This window comes from Paenibacillus xylanexedens (genome assembly GCF_017874615.1).
In the GTDB taxonomy this organism is placed as follows: Bacteria; Bacillota; Bacilli; order Paenibacillales; family Paenibacillaceae; genus Paenibacillus; species Paenibacillus xylanexedens.
Genome location: NZ_JAGIKV010000004.1, coordinates 306,015 through 321,858, shown reverse-complemented (window position 1 = coordinate 321,858; position 15,844 = coordinate 306,015). Strand labels below are relative to the sequence as shown.

Sequence of the window (15,844 nt, the reverse complement as noted above, 5' to 3'; positions counted from 1 at the left end):
CGTAATATTGAATTTTAATTTACAGAGAAGTGGGTACGAGCAATGAACATAATGACGGTAGAGCAAATTGCAAAAAGTTATGGCGAAAAAATATTGTTCAAGGATGCTTCATTTGGTATGGCTGATCAGGACAAGATTGGTGTCGTTGGGGTAAATGGAACCGGAAAATCCACGTTTTTGCGTGTAATATCCGGTATGGAACCTGCAGACGCGGGACAGATCTCGATCGGTAATGACGTACGTATTCAGTTCCTGGCACAAAATCCGGACTTCAATCCGGATAATACGGTACTGCAACAAGTATTCGAAGGTGACAGCATGGAAATGAAAACCGTGCGTGAATATACGGAAACGATGGAATTATTGGAACTGAATTCGTCCGATCCAGCGTTGCAAGAGCGATTATTACGTTTGAATCAGCAAATGGAGCAGCTGCAGCTCTGGCAGATGGAGAGTGAAGCGAAGAGCATTTTGTCCAAACTGGGTATTCGTCAATTCGATGCACTGATGGGCACATTGTCTGGTGGACAACGCAAAAGGGTAGCGCTCGCTGCTGCTCTGATTCACCCTTGCGAACTGCTCATTCTGGATGAGCCGACGAACCATATTGATAATGATTCGGTCGTATGGCTCGAGCAGTACTTGCAGAAGCGCCGCGGCGCACTGCTTATGATTACGCATGATCGGTATTTCCTGGATCGTGTGGCGAATGTCATGCTCGAATTGGATCATGGACGTTTGTTCCGGTATGAAGCCAACTATACACGCTTTCTGGAACTGAAAGCGGAGCGTGAAGAACGGGAAGCCTCTTCTGAACAGAAGCGTAAGAACTTGCTTCGGACAGAGCTTGCGTGGATTCGTCGTGGCGCCAAGGCACGGACGACGAAACAAAAAGCGAGAATTGATCGCTTCGAACAACTCAAAGACCAACAAGGAATCCAGCGCTCGGGTTCATTGGAAGTATCGGTTGGCTCCACTCGTTTGGGTAAAAAGATTCTGGAGATCGAGCATCTTTCCAAATCCGTAGGTGGCCGCACGCTGATTGAAGATCTGAGTTATATTGCCGTACCTGGAGATCGGGTAGGGATTGTCGGACCGAATGGTAGTGGTAAGTCCACGTTGCTACAGATGATATCTGGCAAGTTGGAACCCGATGCAGGCGTGGTTGACGTCGGTCCTACGGTCAATCTGGGTTATTTCACACAGGAACATCAGGAGATGGACGAATCTCTTCGTGTGATTGAGTACATCAAGGAAGTGGCCGAGAATGTGAAAACAGCTGATGGCTCTCTGATTACAGCATCCCAGATGCTGGAGCGGTTCCTGTTTACTCCGGCATCCCAGTGGACGCCAATCTCACGTCTGTCTGGTGGAGAGAAGCGTCGCCTGTATCTGCTGCGTGTGCTGATGGCTGCGCCGAATGTATTGCTCCTGGATGAGCCGACGAATGATCTGGACATCCAGACACTCGCTGTACTTGAAGACTATCTGGATGATTTTCCGGGTGTTGTCTTTGCGGTATCCCATGATCGCTATTTCCTTGATCGTACTGTGGATAAAGTGCTGTCTTTTGAGGGCAACGGTGCTGTACGTGTACACGTCGGCGACTACAGTGAGTATGCGGAATGGATGCTGAAAAATATACCCGGAGCTACTCAAGATAGTGACACAGGAGCGGCGAAGGTGAAGCAGTCATCGGAGAAAACGACACCTGCTGTGTCAGCGGCTAAACCGAAGTTGAAATTCAGCTTTAAGGAGCAACGTGAATACGACCAGATTGATGAAAATATTGAGAAGGCTGAAGCCAATCTTGTCCGGATTAACAAAGAGATGGAAGAGTCATTTAGTGATTCTGCCCGTCTGCAGGAGTTGATGGCGGAGCAGGTTGAGGCTGAACGTCATCTGGATGAATTGATGGAACGCTGGACCGTTCTGAATGAACTTGCAGAGCAGATTGAACAGAGCAAGTCTTGATTTATAACTAAACATCGCCCTTTCTTCTATAGTGACTTTATGTCGCATTGGAGAAAAGGGCGATTTTTTGTCTGTGAATTTGCGCATTAAAGTGAAACGTTCTGTATGTTCATTACGTTTTATAAGTAAAGAATTCCATAGAAGGGAGAGAACACCACACTTATGTATAAAGAAATTAATCAACAGTTGGCAGCGCTCAAGGAAAAGGGGAGAATTTACGAGAAATGGACCAAACGTCTGGAGAAGCTTCAAACGGAGGAAAGCGAATGGGAAGCAAAGGTAAAACGTCGTCTGGAGCATCTCCAGAAGGAGCAGAAGGACGTTGATCGACTGAACAGTATGACATTGTCGGCATTTTTCTATCAACTGATTGGCAAGAAGACAGAGCGTCTGGAGAAGGAAGAGCTGGAACTCATGGAGAGCAAGGCTGCATACGACACCGCTTGTCGCATGTTACAAGACGTACAGGAGCAACGAATTCATGTGGAGCAGGAGTTGGAGGGCGGGCGGCAGTATCAGTACTGGCAGAGCGACTACAACGCGCTGTGGGGGAAGAAAGAAGGTCGTCTGCTGGACCAGGATGCGGAATTACAACACATGGCTGAGAATCGGGAACATCTGGCGAGTGAGCTTCAGGAACTGGATGAAGCTTTCCGGGAGGGGGAATACCTGCTCTATGCCCTTGAACGTGCCGAGAAGGCTTTGGCTTCGGCAGGCAATTGGGGTGTATATGACATGATGGGCGGTGGGGTCATCTCCACACATATCAAGCGAGGACGAATGGATGACGCTCAGGTCGCCATCATGGATGCAGGTAAGCGTCTACGACGTTTTCAGAAGGAACTGGAGGATGTAGAGATGGCAGTACACGCCGATCTGCATCTGGGAGGTCTGCTTTCATTCGCAGACTATTTCTTCGATAACCTCTTCGTGGACTGGATGGTTCAGGACAAAATTCGCAAAGCCGAACGTCAGGTGAAGGATGGACTGAGTGCGGTTCGGAAGACTATCCATGTGCTAAGAAATGAAATGCGTGACCATAAGGCAGAGTTAGAGATACTGGATCGTAAGTATCATGCATATGTCGAACAGGCAGATTAAAAGATATGACAACAAAGGCCCCTTCCAAACGCACCGAATTGTGTGCTTGGAAGGGGCCTTCTGCTTAGACGAACATGTGGATGTTATCCATGATAATTTCGTCGATCAATGATTCTTTTTTACTTGGTTGTAATGTAAGCTGCGAGCAATCGTGCCGTATTCAGGACAGCATCCTTATGTGTGCGCTCCATGGAATGAGATGCGTGAACTCCAGGACCAATCAGTGCTGCTCGGATATTGTTTCCTCCGCGTAATGCTGCACTGCCATCTGAGCCATAGTGGGGATAAATGTCGACGACGTAATCCATTCCATCTTGTTTGGCCAGTTCAATGAGACGACTGGTCATATCGTAGTCATACGGGCCGGAAGAATCTTTGGCACATATGGAAACGTCGGTTTCTTTACAACTGAGGTCATCACCCATGGCTCCCATGTCTACAGCGATCATTTCACTGATTTCCGCAGGGATATACGATGCGCCATGTCCAACTTCTTCATAGTTCGAGATCAGCAGAGAGACGTTATGTAATGGTTTCCAGCCTTCACGATGTGCAGACTCAAGGATGCCAAAGAGGGCAGCCACGCTGGCTTTGTCGTCCAGATGACGTGATTTGATATAACCACTCGGCGTGATGACTGCGCGAGCATCGAAGGAGATAAAGTCGCCGACAGAGATCCCAAGTTTCAACACATCTTCCTTGGAGGAGACGACCTCATCGATTCGAACTTCCATATGGCTCTCGGACCGTTCAAAGGTACGTGCATCCGGATAAACGTGGACAGATGGATGAAGGGAGAGAATGGTGCCTGTGTATGTCTTTCCATCCCGAGTATGGATGCTGCAATATTCGTTTTCAATACTTTGCATCGAAAAGCCACCGACAGAGGTAAGCTTCAATGTGCCATATGATGTAACCGAGCGTACCATGGCCCCTAGCGTATCCACGTGAGCGCTTAAAGCAATTGTCTTGGAAGAGTCCTGTCCGGGCAATGTAAGCACCGCACCGCCCTTGTTATTCAGCTCACAGGCAATGCCCAGTGCTGCTGCTTCCTTCCGGATCATCTCGATAATATGATGTGTGTAACCACTTGGGCTTGGTGTATCCAACAATTTTTTCAGGAAAGACAGAACGTATGATTCATCAATTGTAAAACTCATTGTGTAATTTCCTCCTCGGATCATGGGTATGGTGTGAAACAAAATACAGCCTGTCTGGGGGAGAGAATGTGATACTACCATTCCTGACTCGCCAGCAGGCTGTCTCTGATTGGTTACAGTGTTCCCGTAGGGTTTCCTTTGCGCTGACTCTGGATCGAATCATTCTCCAATAGGCTGTCGGATTCATTTGAGTCAAGCGAATCCATCGATTTGAAAGAATCCAACGTAGATTTGCTTGTCGCGGAACTTTCCAATTCAGATACACGCAATTTCAATTGTTTATTCTCACGTTGCAGTCTGTATTGGCGATAGATGCCATATGACCCTACAATAATTCCACCGATCAGGGTACAGCCGAGAATCAGCAAGATCAGCGGGATTTGTACCGTGTTAAATAACAGGTTGACTTGTACGGAATCCACATTAATAACCGCAAAGATTCCCGTGAGCAGTGCAAAAACAAGACCTGCTATGAGTGCCCATTGCATTTTCATGGTGTTGCCTCCTTGTTGAACAATTGAGAACTAGATATGCATTACCCATATTCGGGTAGGTTGCATCTTGCATTGATGATAAAATCCCCTGCCCAAACGGGCAAGGGATGCAGGTCACATGGAAAGACAACCTTATTTGGTTAGTTGCTCCATCTGTTCAATCAGTTCCTTGAAGACACTCATAGCTTCACGAATTGGCTGTGGTGTAGACATATCCACACCTGCTTTTTTCAGAATATTGATGGAGTAATCACTGCCACCACTCTTCAGGAAGCCAAGATAACGGTCAACAGCCGGTTGGCCTTCTTCCAGGATTTGCTTGGAGAAGCTTGTCGCTGCGGAGAAGCCTGTAGCATATTTGTAAACGTAGAAGCTGTTATAGAAGTGGGGAATACGAGCCCATTCCATTTCAATTTCTTTGTCAACAGCCATGCCTTCTCCGTGATATTTAACGTTCAGATCATAATAGATCTCGGATAACAATTGTGGTGTTAATGCGTCACCTTGTTCCGCACGTTCATGAATGATTTTCTCGAATTCAGCAAACATGGTCTGACGGAATACCGTTGTTCGGAATTGGTCGGCATAATAGGTCAACAGATACAATTTTTCCTTTGGATCTGTTGATTTGTTAAGCAGATAATCCATCAGCAACGCTTCATTTGTTGTGGATGCAACCTCTGCCAGGAAGATGGTGTACTGGGCATCACGATACGGAAGTGTTGTATCCGAGTAATGTGAATGCAGAGCGTGACCCATTTCATGTGCAAGTGTGAACATGCTGTTCAGGTTATCTTTGTGATTCAACAAGACATACGGGTGAGTGCCGTAAGCGCCCCAGGCATATGCGCCTGAACGTTTATTTTCATTCTCATATATATCGATCCAGCGGTTATCATATCCAGTCTGCAATGCATCTGCATAATCCTTGCCGAGTGGTTTCAGACCATCTTTGACCGTTTGTTTCGCTTCCTCATAGGTAATATCCATTTTGTATTCGTCTACGAGTGGAGCGAACAGATCGTACATGTGCAATTGATCTACACCCAGCAACTTTTTGCGTAAGTCCATATAACGATGCAATAACGGAAGGCTCTCATGAATGGTGTCTACCAGATTGGTATACACATCCGTTGGGATGTTATCTCCATATAGGGACATTTCCATCACGGAAGGGTACTTCCGAACATTAGCATAGAACATATTTTTGGTTACATTTGCATTCAAGGCAGCCGCAATAGTGTTCTTCTGTTTGGCATAGGTTTCGTATACCGCTTTGAAGGCACGTTCGCGAACTTCACGGTTAGGGTTCTCCAGGAACTGAATGTAGCTGCCGTGTGTCAGCTCGACTTCGTTACCGTGCTCATCCTTGATTCTGGGAAACTTAAGATCGGCGTTATTCAACATGCTAAAGATGGTCTGTGGTGCCTGTGAAAGGTTACCCACTTGTGCAAGCAGAGCTTCCTCCGCTTGACTTAGAACATGAGCCTTTTCACGTTTCATCTCTTCCAGCGTAAATGTATAAGCAGATAGTTTTTTGTTCGCAATGAATGCGTCCAACTCATCATCCGGAAGGGAAAGAATCTCCGGTGTGACAAAAGAAAGTGCTTCACCAACCCGTACGCCTAATTTCTGGGCTTTTTGGGACAGGTTTTGATATGTAGGATTAGCTGTGTCTTCATCTTGATGCATACGTGCGTACACAAAGAGGCGTTCTATTTTGAGGCTGATCTCATCTTCGAATTCGAAGCAAGATTTGAGTACATCAGGTTGATTCAGTTTGCCTTGGAATTCGGAGGCCTTCTTGGTCAAAGATGATACTTCTTCATATTCCTGATCCCAGGCTTTCTGAGCGGCAAATAAATCTTCCAGTTTCCAGCTATGCTCAGCCGGCACCTCGGAACGTTTCAATAATTGACTCATGGAAATCCTCCTTTGATGATCTGATGAATGGTTGGACGAAGCTGCCTTCGTCTCGCTTGCCTGTGCGGAGAGAGACGAAGGAATCAGACTAAGTACCAGTATAACAGATAGCGATTTCTGGTATTTCAACGGCCTTCCTCCTTACGATACGAATAATCTCGTATAGTATGACCTTAGGCACGTTGAAATATTTGAGCATCTGGGTTCCCGTGATTAGGCTCCCATGTTATACAGAAAATAAACGATTAGGAAAAAGGCGAAACAAATGAGCAGGGTAGCAATAAGCGCCATTCCCCGTCTTAATCGATCCGGGATGGAATTGCGTCCCAGAATAAGCACAATACCAAGGGAGAAGGCAAGGATAATAAAGATGACGACATTGCTTGAGTCAAGCTGCATGGGTTAGACCCCTTTGAAGGCAGCCATCAATTGACGCCATTCATCCTCACGGTTCTCAAAATCTGCTTTTGGAAAACGGCGTTCAGCCCAGTGCATTAATGCAGGACGACTTAGGAAAGTATGGCATTCTTCGCCCCACTCTTCCGAAATTTCTCGCAGTACGAGATATTTGCCTTGAACTTCTACGGTCATCATATTCCACTTGTCTGTTTTGTATATTTCATGTTTTTTTATCATAGGTAGTCTCCAAACTAACGGTTTTGGTAAAATGATACCGTACCCTACGATTCAAAGCAAATTTTTTCGACATTTATGGAAAGATAAATTGCAAAATGGAAGCCCATACAGTATAATAAGGGTATTCGCCATAGATGGCGATATTTTTAGGAGGTTTTTCATTTGAAAGGTACAGTTAAATGGTTTAACGCAGAAAAAGGCTATGGCTTTATTTCAGTTGAAGGCGGCGAGGACGTATTCGTACATTTCTCCGCAATCCAAGGAGATGGCTTCAAAACATTGGAAGAAGGTCAAGCGGTAGAATTCGAAATCACTGATGGAAACCGTGGTCCTCAAGCAGCTAACGTAAACAAACTGTAAGAATTTATCCGGCTAACGGACTTCTTATATATTATAAATTTATAGCTGAATATTAAGAACCTAAGCACAGTCCCCTATGGGAGGCTGTGCTTTTTTTGATTCTAAAATTTTTCAGTGTAAATAACGGTTGTATACGGTGTAAGTTTCCCTGTGTGTTCAGGAGACACGATTGGTCATGCTGGACCATAACTTCAATCCGAAACCAATCAGTGCAGCCAGGGAGAAAGCCATAGCGGTGAGATAGAAGGTTTGTCTGCCTGCATGTTCCAGCAGCAGTCCGCCCAACGTTCCACTAAGAAGTCCCGAAGCACTGGACCAGACAATGGTGAACAAAGCCATACCCGTAGCTCTGTAGCCGTCCGGAACTAGGCGAATGATATAGCGGACCGCCGTAACGTAGAAAATACCAAAGGTAACACTGTGCATCGTCTGAATCGCAACGACAGCTGCAGGTGTATCAGATATGGACATGAGAAGCAAACGAACCGTATACATCAGTGCAGCAAAAGCAATTAGCGGCAGTTCTTTATAACGGTTACCATACTTGCTGAGCAGTAGAAATATGGGGATTTCACTTACGGAAGAGATCAGCAAAGACCAGCCGATCAACCCCTCACTGGCACCCAGATCTTTTAGCGTGATGGTAAGAAATGCTTCGTTCATGCGATGTCCCATAGCAAGCAAAAATACACAGCCAAAAAAGGTGAGCACATCTCTGCGTTTCAAAATAGCCCATAACCCCGATAGATCCATTTTGCTACTGCTTCCAGAAGGTTGATCCTTCAATTGAAAACTGATTAATAGTGTAGTGGCAGCAAGACCAACACAGACCCAAATCGTCCATGCTGGACCAAAAGATCCAAGGAAATACCCGATACTTAATGCAAAGAAGGCATAACCGATCGATCCGAAGACTCGAATGGAAGTGAAATTTCGGCCGTACTTGCTGGCCGTTGTAATGGCCATCGTATCGGAGAGAGGATAGACCGGATAATAGAAAAAGTAAAACAGGGTCACGAGTACAAATACCTGACCGAAAGTTGTTGCATTGGCGAGCATGATCCCTGTGATCAATTGACCACCAAGCAGAATGATCATTACTTTGCGTACCGTTTGGTAGCGGTCGCTGGCCATGCTCCAGAACATATTGGAGAACACAGAGATGAGGGGGCCAATTCCGTAGAGATATCCAATCTCAGCCCGACTGAAGCCCAGATGACTGAAGTAAAGCTGGAAGTAGGATACCACCAGAACGGTGGAACCAAAGATGGTGAACATGAGAGCCCGCAGCCAGTTCTGATCCGGGCGGGCGTTGTGACTTAATTTCATGATGAGAGACTCCAATCCTGATAACAATTGAATGATTTTATTACCCTTTCAGGGGTGTTGATTTACGGTCTTTGGGCACGGACATCGTAGGTTCTTGCTTCGTGCGCCGGATGACGAGCCAGACAATGATAAGTTCGGCGAGCAGGCCAAGGGATTGGGCTACAGCGCCAATCATGCCGTTCCACGCAGGAAAAATACTAACCAGTATAAGCAGCACAATTACCGTGCAGATTGCATTCGCCGTTTGTGAACGAAACATCGTTTTCGTCTGACCGCGAAGCAGAATGAGGCCATTGCTGAAATCCAGAAAAGGGAAGATCAGCGGAAATAAGACGAACGCACGCAGCGTCCACAGACTTTGTTGCAAAAGTTCGCCCTGAACGCTCATGACATTTTCGAGTACCCATGGTCCCAAGGGGGTATAGGCAATCGACACCATCATCGCAAACGGAATAAATCCGGTGACAAGTGCGAATTTTCGTACCAGTTTGGCGTCCACAAGGTAGAAATTCAGCACGATCTGATGGATGTATGTAAAGAAGCTTAGCATCAACTGCATCAGACTGCTTGCTATGGCAAAGGACGAAATGGCTAGTGCGATCCCGGTCGTTTTGCCCAGTACAATGTTAATAACCGGTCCTATGAACAGCGCTACAAAGCTGGATAACAGCAGTGGCTTATAAAAGCGAAATACGTCTCCCTTGCTCTCGACGGGATGATCCTCAAGCTTGGCTGGCATCTTACGCTTGATGCTGTTTCCCTCCAGAAAGCTGACGAGCGCTTCAATCATCATGCCAGTAGCAAAAATGATAGCGCCTACACGTCCACTGTCAATGCTGTCTGTGTATATGAAATAGAGGGATAGGCCGTACATACCGGCTAAACGGAATACCATCCCGATGGTTAACCACTTGGTGCGGTTATTCGTAATGATGATCCCCTGATAGATGTTTCGGATCACTGAAAAGATACTCACATACATGAGAATTTCATATACATCGATGACTTTGTTCAGCAGATCCGGACTTACACCAAACAAGTATTTGAACACCCCGGTACCAACGGGAGAGTATACGATGAGAAACCCAATGAGAAGCACACAGGCAAGAAATATTTTGGTCACAAACGTGAGGGCCTGAAAGGATAGGCGGTCGCGAACCAGTGCGGAACAGGTTTGCCGCAGCAGGGTGGAGGGGCGTTCCGTGAGGGTTAACAAGCTACCGGCGATTGCATAGCTGGCAATAACCGTCTCGGGATGAGCGGAACGTGCTAATGTGCTGTTTATAATGACGTGAGAAATGGTGACGAGAGAGGCGGAAATGCCAAGTGGCACAAAAAAAGAAAATAACCGTCTCCACGAAAGTGATTCACTTGACGACATGTCAACGACTCCTTTGATGGATGAAATATGCCTAGTATATCACAAAGCTTTGGGCGCGGATGCGATTTTTTATGCGGAATATGCGGCAGATCATTTGTACAATTAAGGGGATCATATTATAATAGGAATGGTTAAAAATCGCTCTAATACGTATTCAACCAAGTGGAGGCACATTTATTTTGAGCCAATCAAATCGAAAACGTCATCAATATCCGCGTGGACCGCTGGCATTGATGAGAGGGGTGTACAAATACACCATTCCGGAAACACGGAAGGCACTGAATGGATGGCGTTCCCAAGCTGATGCGATTCCGAATGAGGAGTTGCGTACACAGGCACTTGCCAGTCTGAAGGATAAACAGTTTCACTGTGAAGGCGGAACCGTCTACGCATTAGCTGATTTGCCGAACAGACACATTCTGATTCCGCTGATCGTTTCATATCAAACTATTAGTGATTATTTGGACAATCTGTGCGACCGCAGCACTTCGATGGACCCGGATGACTTTCGTCTTCTCCATCAATCCATGCTTGATGCGGTAGATCCCGAAGCAACTCCCGTCAATTATTATGCCCTCCGTGAGGAGCAGGATGACGGTGGATATCTGCGGAATCTGGTGACCACATGTCAGGAACTGACCCGTCAGTTACCAGGCTATACGTCCGCCAAGCCCCAAATTCAGGATCTGGCAGGCCTATACACGGACCTGCAGGTATATAAGCATATCAAGCCGGAACTGAGAGAAACGGCACTGCTCGAATGGTGGTCGGAGCATCGTCATCGCACACCTCAGTTTCGTTGGAACGAATTTGCTGCTGCAACTGGCTCTACACTGGGCGTTTTCATGCTGTTTCTGGCTGCGAGTGACGATCAGTTGACTGAAGAGCAAGCGGCCTCGATCCACACGGCCTATTTCCCACATGTATGCGCATTGCACATTATGCTCGATTATTTAATTGATCAGGATGAGGACCGCATCGGGGGAGATCTCAACTTCTGCAACTATTATGAGAATGTGGAGACAATGCTGGACCGAATTGCTTTTATTGTGGAGATGGCACGCAGTGATGTACAGAAGATTCCGGGAAGCTCCTTTCACCGGATGATCATCGAAGGACTGATTGCCATTTACCTGTCTGATCCCAAAGTCAGCGAACAACAGGAAGTTCGCGTCGTATCCAAACGTCTGCTGAAAAATAGTCCGATCACAAGAATATTTTTCTTCATTTTCAGTCGCTGGATACGGAAAAATATGTAAGTCAGGTGTGATATTGCGGAGCCTGAAGTGAAACTAGAGGAGGAAGAAACATCATGACAGCAGTAAAGAAAATCGCAGTATTAACGAGCGGTGGTGATTCACAGGGGATGAACGCGGCTGTGCGTGCGGTTGTTCGCAGCGGACTGTTTCACGGTCTCGAAGTATTTGGAGTTCAACGTGGATACCAGGGTCTTTTAAATAATGACATTTTCCCAATGGATTTGCGGAGTGTAGGGGATATCATCCAACGTGGGGGAACGGTTCTTCAATCGGCACGTTGCAAGGAGTTCTATACCGCTGAAGGCCAGCAAAAAGGTGCGGACATTCTGCGTGCGCGTGGCATTGACGGTCTGGTTGTTATCGGTGGGGATGGTTCCTACAACGGAGCGAATAAACTGAGCAAGCTGGGCATTAACACCATGGGGCTGCCAGGAACGATTGATAACGATGTTTCATTCACCGACTATACCATCGGATTTGATACAGCTGTAAGCATAGTGGTTGATGCAGTAAACAAATTGCGTGATACGATGTCTTCACACGAACGTTCTTCCATCGTGGAAGTTATGGGTCGTCACTGTGGGGATATCGCTCTGCATGCCGGACTTGCTTCGGGTGCTGAGACGATTCTTGTCCCAGAAGTTCCGTTTGACATGGACGAAGTAGCAGATCGGATGAAAGCTAACTTTGCACATGGCAAACGTCACAGTATTATCATCGTTGCAGAAGGCGTAGGCAAGGGTGAAGATGTAGCAAAAGAACTGATGGAACGTTGCCCGACATATGAGCCGCGTGTAACCGTTCTGGGTCACATTCAGCGTGGGGGTACGCCAACTCCATTCGACCGTAACTTGGCAAGCCGTCTTGGAGACTTCGCTGTTCGCAGTCTGATTGCAGGCGAGACAGACAAAGGTTGTGGCATTATCAAGGGTGAGCTTACCCTGACGGATATTGATAAAGTGGTTAACACAAAAAAAGATTTCGATATGGTGACTTACGAGCTTGCACAACGTTTGTCCCAATAATTCGATTCATACGCAAAGAGCACAATCCCGCTTTAACGTGGATTGTGCTCTTTTTGTTGTTTCACGGAGTGAGTATATCAATGTTAAGCCTTGCGGAGTGCGGCTTGTTTTTGTACCAGGAAGAGTCTCCAGAGAAGCGCTGTTGCTCCTACAGCAAGTCCGGCAATGAGGCCGATCCAGTATCCGAAGGCACCGAGTGAGGTATACGTAGCAGTTAGATAACCTACAGGTAAGCCAATGATCCAATAGGCTACGAACGTGATGATTAGTGCCGGATTAACATCTTTGTAGCCACGTAGTGCTCCTTGGGTCGGTGTAGCAATCGCATCCGAGATCTGAAAGAAAATGGCGTAGATGAGGAAATGCTGCGTAAGTGCAATGACCTCTCGATCGTTCGAATACACGCCTGCAATCTGTTCGCCGAACACAATCAACACGATCGCTGTCAGCAGTGAGAGTCCGATGGCTCCACCAATTCCAAGCAGACTGTATTGTCTGGCATCTCTCAGACGCCCCGCACCTGCCTCATAGCCCACAAGGATCGTAAGAGCCATACATATACTCACAGGCAGCATGTAGAGCGTAGAAGCGAAATTCAGCGCCGCCTGGTGGGCAGCAATGGTTGTGGTATCGAAACGGCTCATCATTAAAGTCACAGCAGCGAAGATGGACGTTTCGAAAAAAGTCGCGAATCCGATGGGCACTCCAATCTGGAGTAACTCTTTCCATTTGGACAATGATACACGGGTCCATTGACGGAAAATGCCATACTGGGCGAAAGGTTCTACCCGATGGACAAAAAAGAGACTAATAAGAAAGATCAGCCAGTATGTACATGCTGTAGCAACACCAGCACCAACACCGCCCAATTGTGGAAAGCCCCAGCGGCCGAATATTAGCAGATAATTCAGCAAGATATTAACGGGCAGAGAGACCAGCGTAATGAACATTGTAGTTCGCGTCTGGCCTAGTGCATCCATGAAGCTGCGCAGCACGGTATATCCGAAGAGCGGAATAATGCCAAAAGCAAGTGCGCACAAAAAATATAAGGCAACTTGGGCAACCCGGGGCTCCAGAGGCATTCCGTTCAGTATAGGGCCAAGTAACAACGCCCCGGCTCCGATAACGACGAGACTGACTGCAATTCCGAGATACAACGCCTGGATGACGTTATACCCGATCTGATCATTCCGTTTGGAACCTAACAGATGGGAAACGACAGGTGTAATACCGATCAGAATCCCGCTTAGTCCAGTTTGAACTGGCATCCACAGACTTGTGCCGATTGCGACGCCTGCAAGGTCGGCCGGAGAAAACTTGCCTGACATATTCGTGTCGAAGAACGACATGGCAGAGAGGGCGATTTGAGTGGTGAAGATGGGCAGAAATATAATCAGGAATTGCTTCACTTTTTGGGAAAAACTTGTTGTGTTCATGTTCACTGGCAGTGCCTCGCTATTCTAAAGAGATGTCATCCAAGTGTCATATCTGGACAGCTATTTATTGTAGTGGATTTTGTTCAATTTGAATAGGGACAGAAGCAGAGTAGGGCAGGCAGAGAAAAATGAACACCAAAAAACCTCGCTCCGCTTCAAGCAGAACGAGGTTGGATGAAATGAGAAGTATGAAAGAGTGCGGATTACTGATATTGTACACCTGATGTATAACGGTTGGACGCATTCCAGAGCAGATATTCATGCACATCCATGTCCTTCATCGCTCTAATCTGGTCTTCCACTTGTTTCTTGCCATACTTGACATAGTGTCCACTGCCCAGCCAGCTTGCTGTGAAGTCCTGGATCCACGGACGAATGACGGGTTTGAGTTCTTTAGTAGGGTCCAGTTTCTTGTGCGTGTCTTCCATTGAACCCTTGATGGTTGTGTAAGGATCTTTGTCAGGGTCCTTGACCCCATACCAGCCAGTAGAATAGTGACTAGGGTATACCATCGGTGAGATTACGTCCACATTTTCGGATATTTTAACAAAATCCTGTCCAATGCCCTCAGCCGCAGGTACAGAAGCGGCATAACCGAAAATATCAACCGAGACCCGAACACCTAGCGGGGCCAATTCCTTGCGTGCATATTGCACGAATTCAGCCACAACATCCACTCGTGACTTGTCGGATTTGGTATATTTCAGTACATCGGCTCGAGTTTCGAAACCTTCCGGGAAACGAACATAGTCAAATTGAATCTCTTTGAATCCAAGCTTGGCAGCTTCCTTGGCAATCTCAATGTTGTAGTCCCATACTTCCTTGCTATACGGATTCACAAAGCTGTCGCCTTTGCCATTTGCCCATACAGATCCATCCTTGTTACGGAAGGAGAGCTCCGGATTTTTCTTGGCAAGAATCGTATCTTTGAATACAACGACACGTGCAATCGGGTAGACCTCATGTTTTTGCAATCGTTTCATTAAGGCATCGATATCTCGAATAAAAGGTTGGGATTTACCCATTTTCTGAAGCGCTTTGTTTTCTGTGGGATAAGTTATGTATCCGAGATCGTCTTTGATATCAATGACCATGGCATTCAGTTCTGTACTATCGGTCAGTTCCAGCAATTCTTTCATACGTGCGCCGCCGGCGCTGTAGGCCGTCACATAAATACCTTTGACCACAGGTGCATCAGGTTGAGGATCAATTTTGGCAGGTGGGTTATCGGCATCAATAACAACCTGATCTTTTTGAGATTGGATAATTGCGGTGTTAAAACTGTTGGTTAACGATTGGAATTGAGGGTTTCCCTGGTCCGCCACTGCGGGGGCACCACCAAAGCTTCCAAAGCTTCCAAAGGCCATAGCCAGTAAAGCCCAAAACATGTTCATTCATTTCCACTCCCTTATGTGTGCATTCCATGTATGAATTATACATTAAAGCCTCTGGGCTTTTAACCATATTAATCAAGTAATGAAACACATGGAAAAAATGAAAACCGCTTCCTGCTGAGGAAATCCCCTGCAAGAAGCGGCGTGATCAATCTGAAAAAAATTATTGAATGTAAATCTCATTTTGATGCTCACAAATACTGTACTGAATGATTTCCATTGCGTCTCCCTGTTCCAGGATGCCCAGCCCATCCCGGAGGACAATCAGTGAGTCGAGTTCATTCGGTTTCAAGAAAGGGAGCATTTCCGGGCACCATCTGTTGACAATCTCAAACAGTTTTACCGTTTCCATATCCACAATAATCACCCTTT

Annotated in this window: 15 protein-coding genes; 5 read left to right on the top strand and 10 right to left on the bottom strand. The window is 46.5% G+C overall.

All coding sequences use genetic code 11. From position 1 onward, the window contains the following. Positions 1-42 precede the first annotated feature (42 nt). Both J2Z28_RS07500 and J2Z28_RS07495 read left to right on the top strand, forming a co-directional pair. A complete protein-coding gene (locus J2Z28_RS07500) occupies positions 43-1,974 on the top strand; it encodes an ABC-F family ATP-binding cassette domain-containing protein (RefSeq protein ID WP_211081767.1) in 1,932 nt (643 codons plus the stop codon). A 162-nt stretch (positions 1,975-2,136) separates the two neighbouring features. Continuing rightward, on the top strand, positions 2,137-3,075 hold the full coding sequence (locus J2Z28_RS07495) for a hypothetical protein (protein ID WP_211081766.1): 939 nt from the start codon (positions 2,137-2,139) through the stop codon (positions 3,073-3,075). A gap of 119 nt (positions 3,076-3,194) precedes the next feature. On the opposite strand, the gene J2Z28_RS07490 is transcribed toward J2Z28_RS07495, so the two are convergent. From J2Z28_RS07490 to J2Z28_RS07470, 5 genes are all read right to left on the bottom strand, one after another. Further along, positions 3,195-4,235: a M42 family metallopeptidase gene (locus J2Z28_RS07490; protein WP_133384232.1), complete on the bottom strand. Its 1,041-nt coding sequence runs from the start codon at positions 4,233-4,235 to the stop codon at positions 3,195-3,197. Positions 4,236-4,348: 113 nt separating this feature from the next. Then, positions 4,349-4,729, bottom strand: a complete 381-nt coding sequence (locus J2Z28_RS07485; RefSeq protein ID WP_047842377.1) for a LapA family protein — start codon at positions 4,727-4,729, stop codon at positions 4,349-4,351. A 132-nt stretch (positions 4,730-4,861) separates the two neighbouring features. After that, entirely contained in the window at positions 4,862-6,652 is a 1,791-nt protein-coding gene (gene pepF, locus J2Z28_RS07480) for an oligoendopeptidase F (RefSeq protein WP_211081822.1), read from the bottom strand. Between the two features lie 213 nt (positions 6,653-6,865). Continuing rightward, positions 6,866-7,051, bottom strand: a complete 186-nt coding sequence (locus J2Z28_RS07475; RefSeq protein ID WP_036609669.1) for a hypothetical protein — start codon at positions 7,049-7,051, stop codon at positions 6,866-6,868. Positions 7,052-7,054: 3 nt separating this feature from the next. Next, a complete protein-coding gene (locus J2Z28_RS07470; protein WP_017689395.1) occupies positions 7,055-7,288 on the bottom strand; it encodes a hypothetical protein in 234 nt (77 codons plus the stop codon). A 162-nt stretch (positions 7,289-7,450) separates the two neighbouring features. Between J2Z28_RS07470 and J2Z28_RS07465 the strand changes: the two genes are divergently transcribed. Continuing rightward, positions 7,451-7,648, top strand: a complete 198-nt coding sequence (locus tag J2Z28_RS07465) for a cold shock domain-containing protein (RefSeq protein WP_017689394.1) — start codon at positions 7,451-7,453, stop codon at positions 7,646-7,648. Between the two features lie 156 nt (positions 7,649-7,804). Here J2Z28_RS07465 and J2Z28_RS07460 read toward each other — a convergent pair whose 3' ends face one another. Continuing rightward, a complete protein-coding gene (locus J2Z28_RS07460) occupies positions 7,805-8,977 on the bottom strand; it encodes an MFS transporter (RefSeq protein WP_074094449.1) in 1,173 nt (390 codons plus the stop codon). A gap of 40 nt (positions 8,978-9,017) precedes the next feature. Further along, positions 9,018-10,358, bottom strand: a complete 1,341-nt coding sequence (locus J2Z28_RS07455) for a polysaccharide biosynthesis protein (RefSeq protein WP_211081765.1) — start codon at positions 10,356-10,358, stop codon at positions 9,018-9,020. A gap of 179 nt (positions 10,359-10,537) precedes the next feature. Here J2Z28_RS07455 and J2Z28_RS07450 point away from each other — a divergent pair, with 179 nt between their 5' ends. Together J2Z28_RS07450 and pfkA are read left to right on the top strand one after the other, a co-directional pair. Next, entirely contained in the window at positions 10,538-11,617 is a 1,080-nt protein-coding gene (locus J2Z28_RS07450; protein ID WP_211081764.1) for a tetraprenyl-beta-curcumene synthase family protein, read from the top strand. A 53-nt stretch (positions 11,618-11,670) separates the two neighbouring features. Further along, positions 11,671-12,642, top strand: a complete 972-nt coding sequence (gene pfkA, locus J2Z28_RS07445) for a 6-phosphofructokinase (RefSeq protein ID WP_036609663.1) — start codon at positions 11,671-11,673, stop codon at positions 12,640-12,642. 83 nt (positions 12,643-12,725) lie between these two features. On the opposite strand, the gene J2Z28_RS07440 is transcribed toward pfkA, so the two are convergent. The 3 genes from J2Z28_RS07440 to J2Z28_RS31105 all read right to left on the bottom strand — a co-directional run bounded on the left by J2Z28_RS07440 (position 12,726) and on the right by J2Z28_RS31105 (position 15,824). Further along, positions 12,726-14,078, bottom strand: coding sequence for an MATE family efflux transporter (locus tag J2Z28_RS07440; protein ID WP_211081821.1), 1,353 nt, complete (start codon positions 14,076-14,078; stop codon positions 12,726-12,728). 203 nt (positions 14,079-14,281) lie between these two features. Next, on the bottom strand, positions 14,282-15,472 hold the full coding sequence (locus tag J2Z28_RS07435; RefSeq protein ID WP_211081763.1) for a putative glycoside hydrolase: 1,191 nt from the start codon (positions 15,470-15,472) through the stop codon (positions 14,282-14,284). Positions 15,473-15,635: 163 nt separating this feature from the next. Beyond that, on the bottom strand, positions 15,636-15,824 hold the full coding sequence (locus tag J2Z28_RS31105; RefSeq protein ID WP_029880762.1) for a hypothetical protein: 189 nt from the start codon (positions 15,822-15,824) through the stop codon (positions 15,636-15,638). Positions 15,825-15,844: the final 20 nt, after the last annotated feature.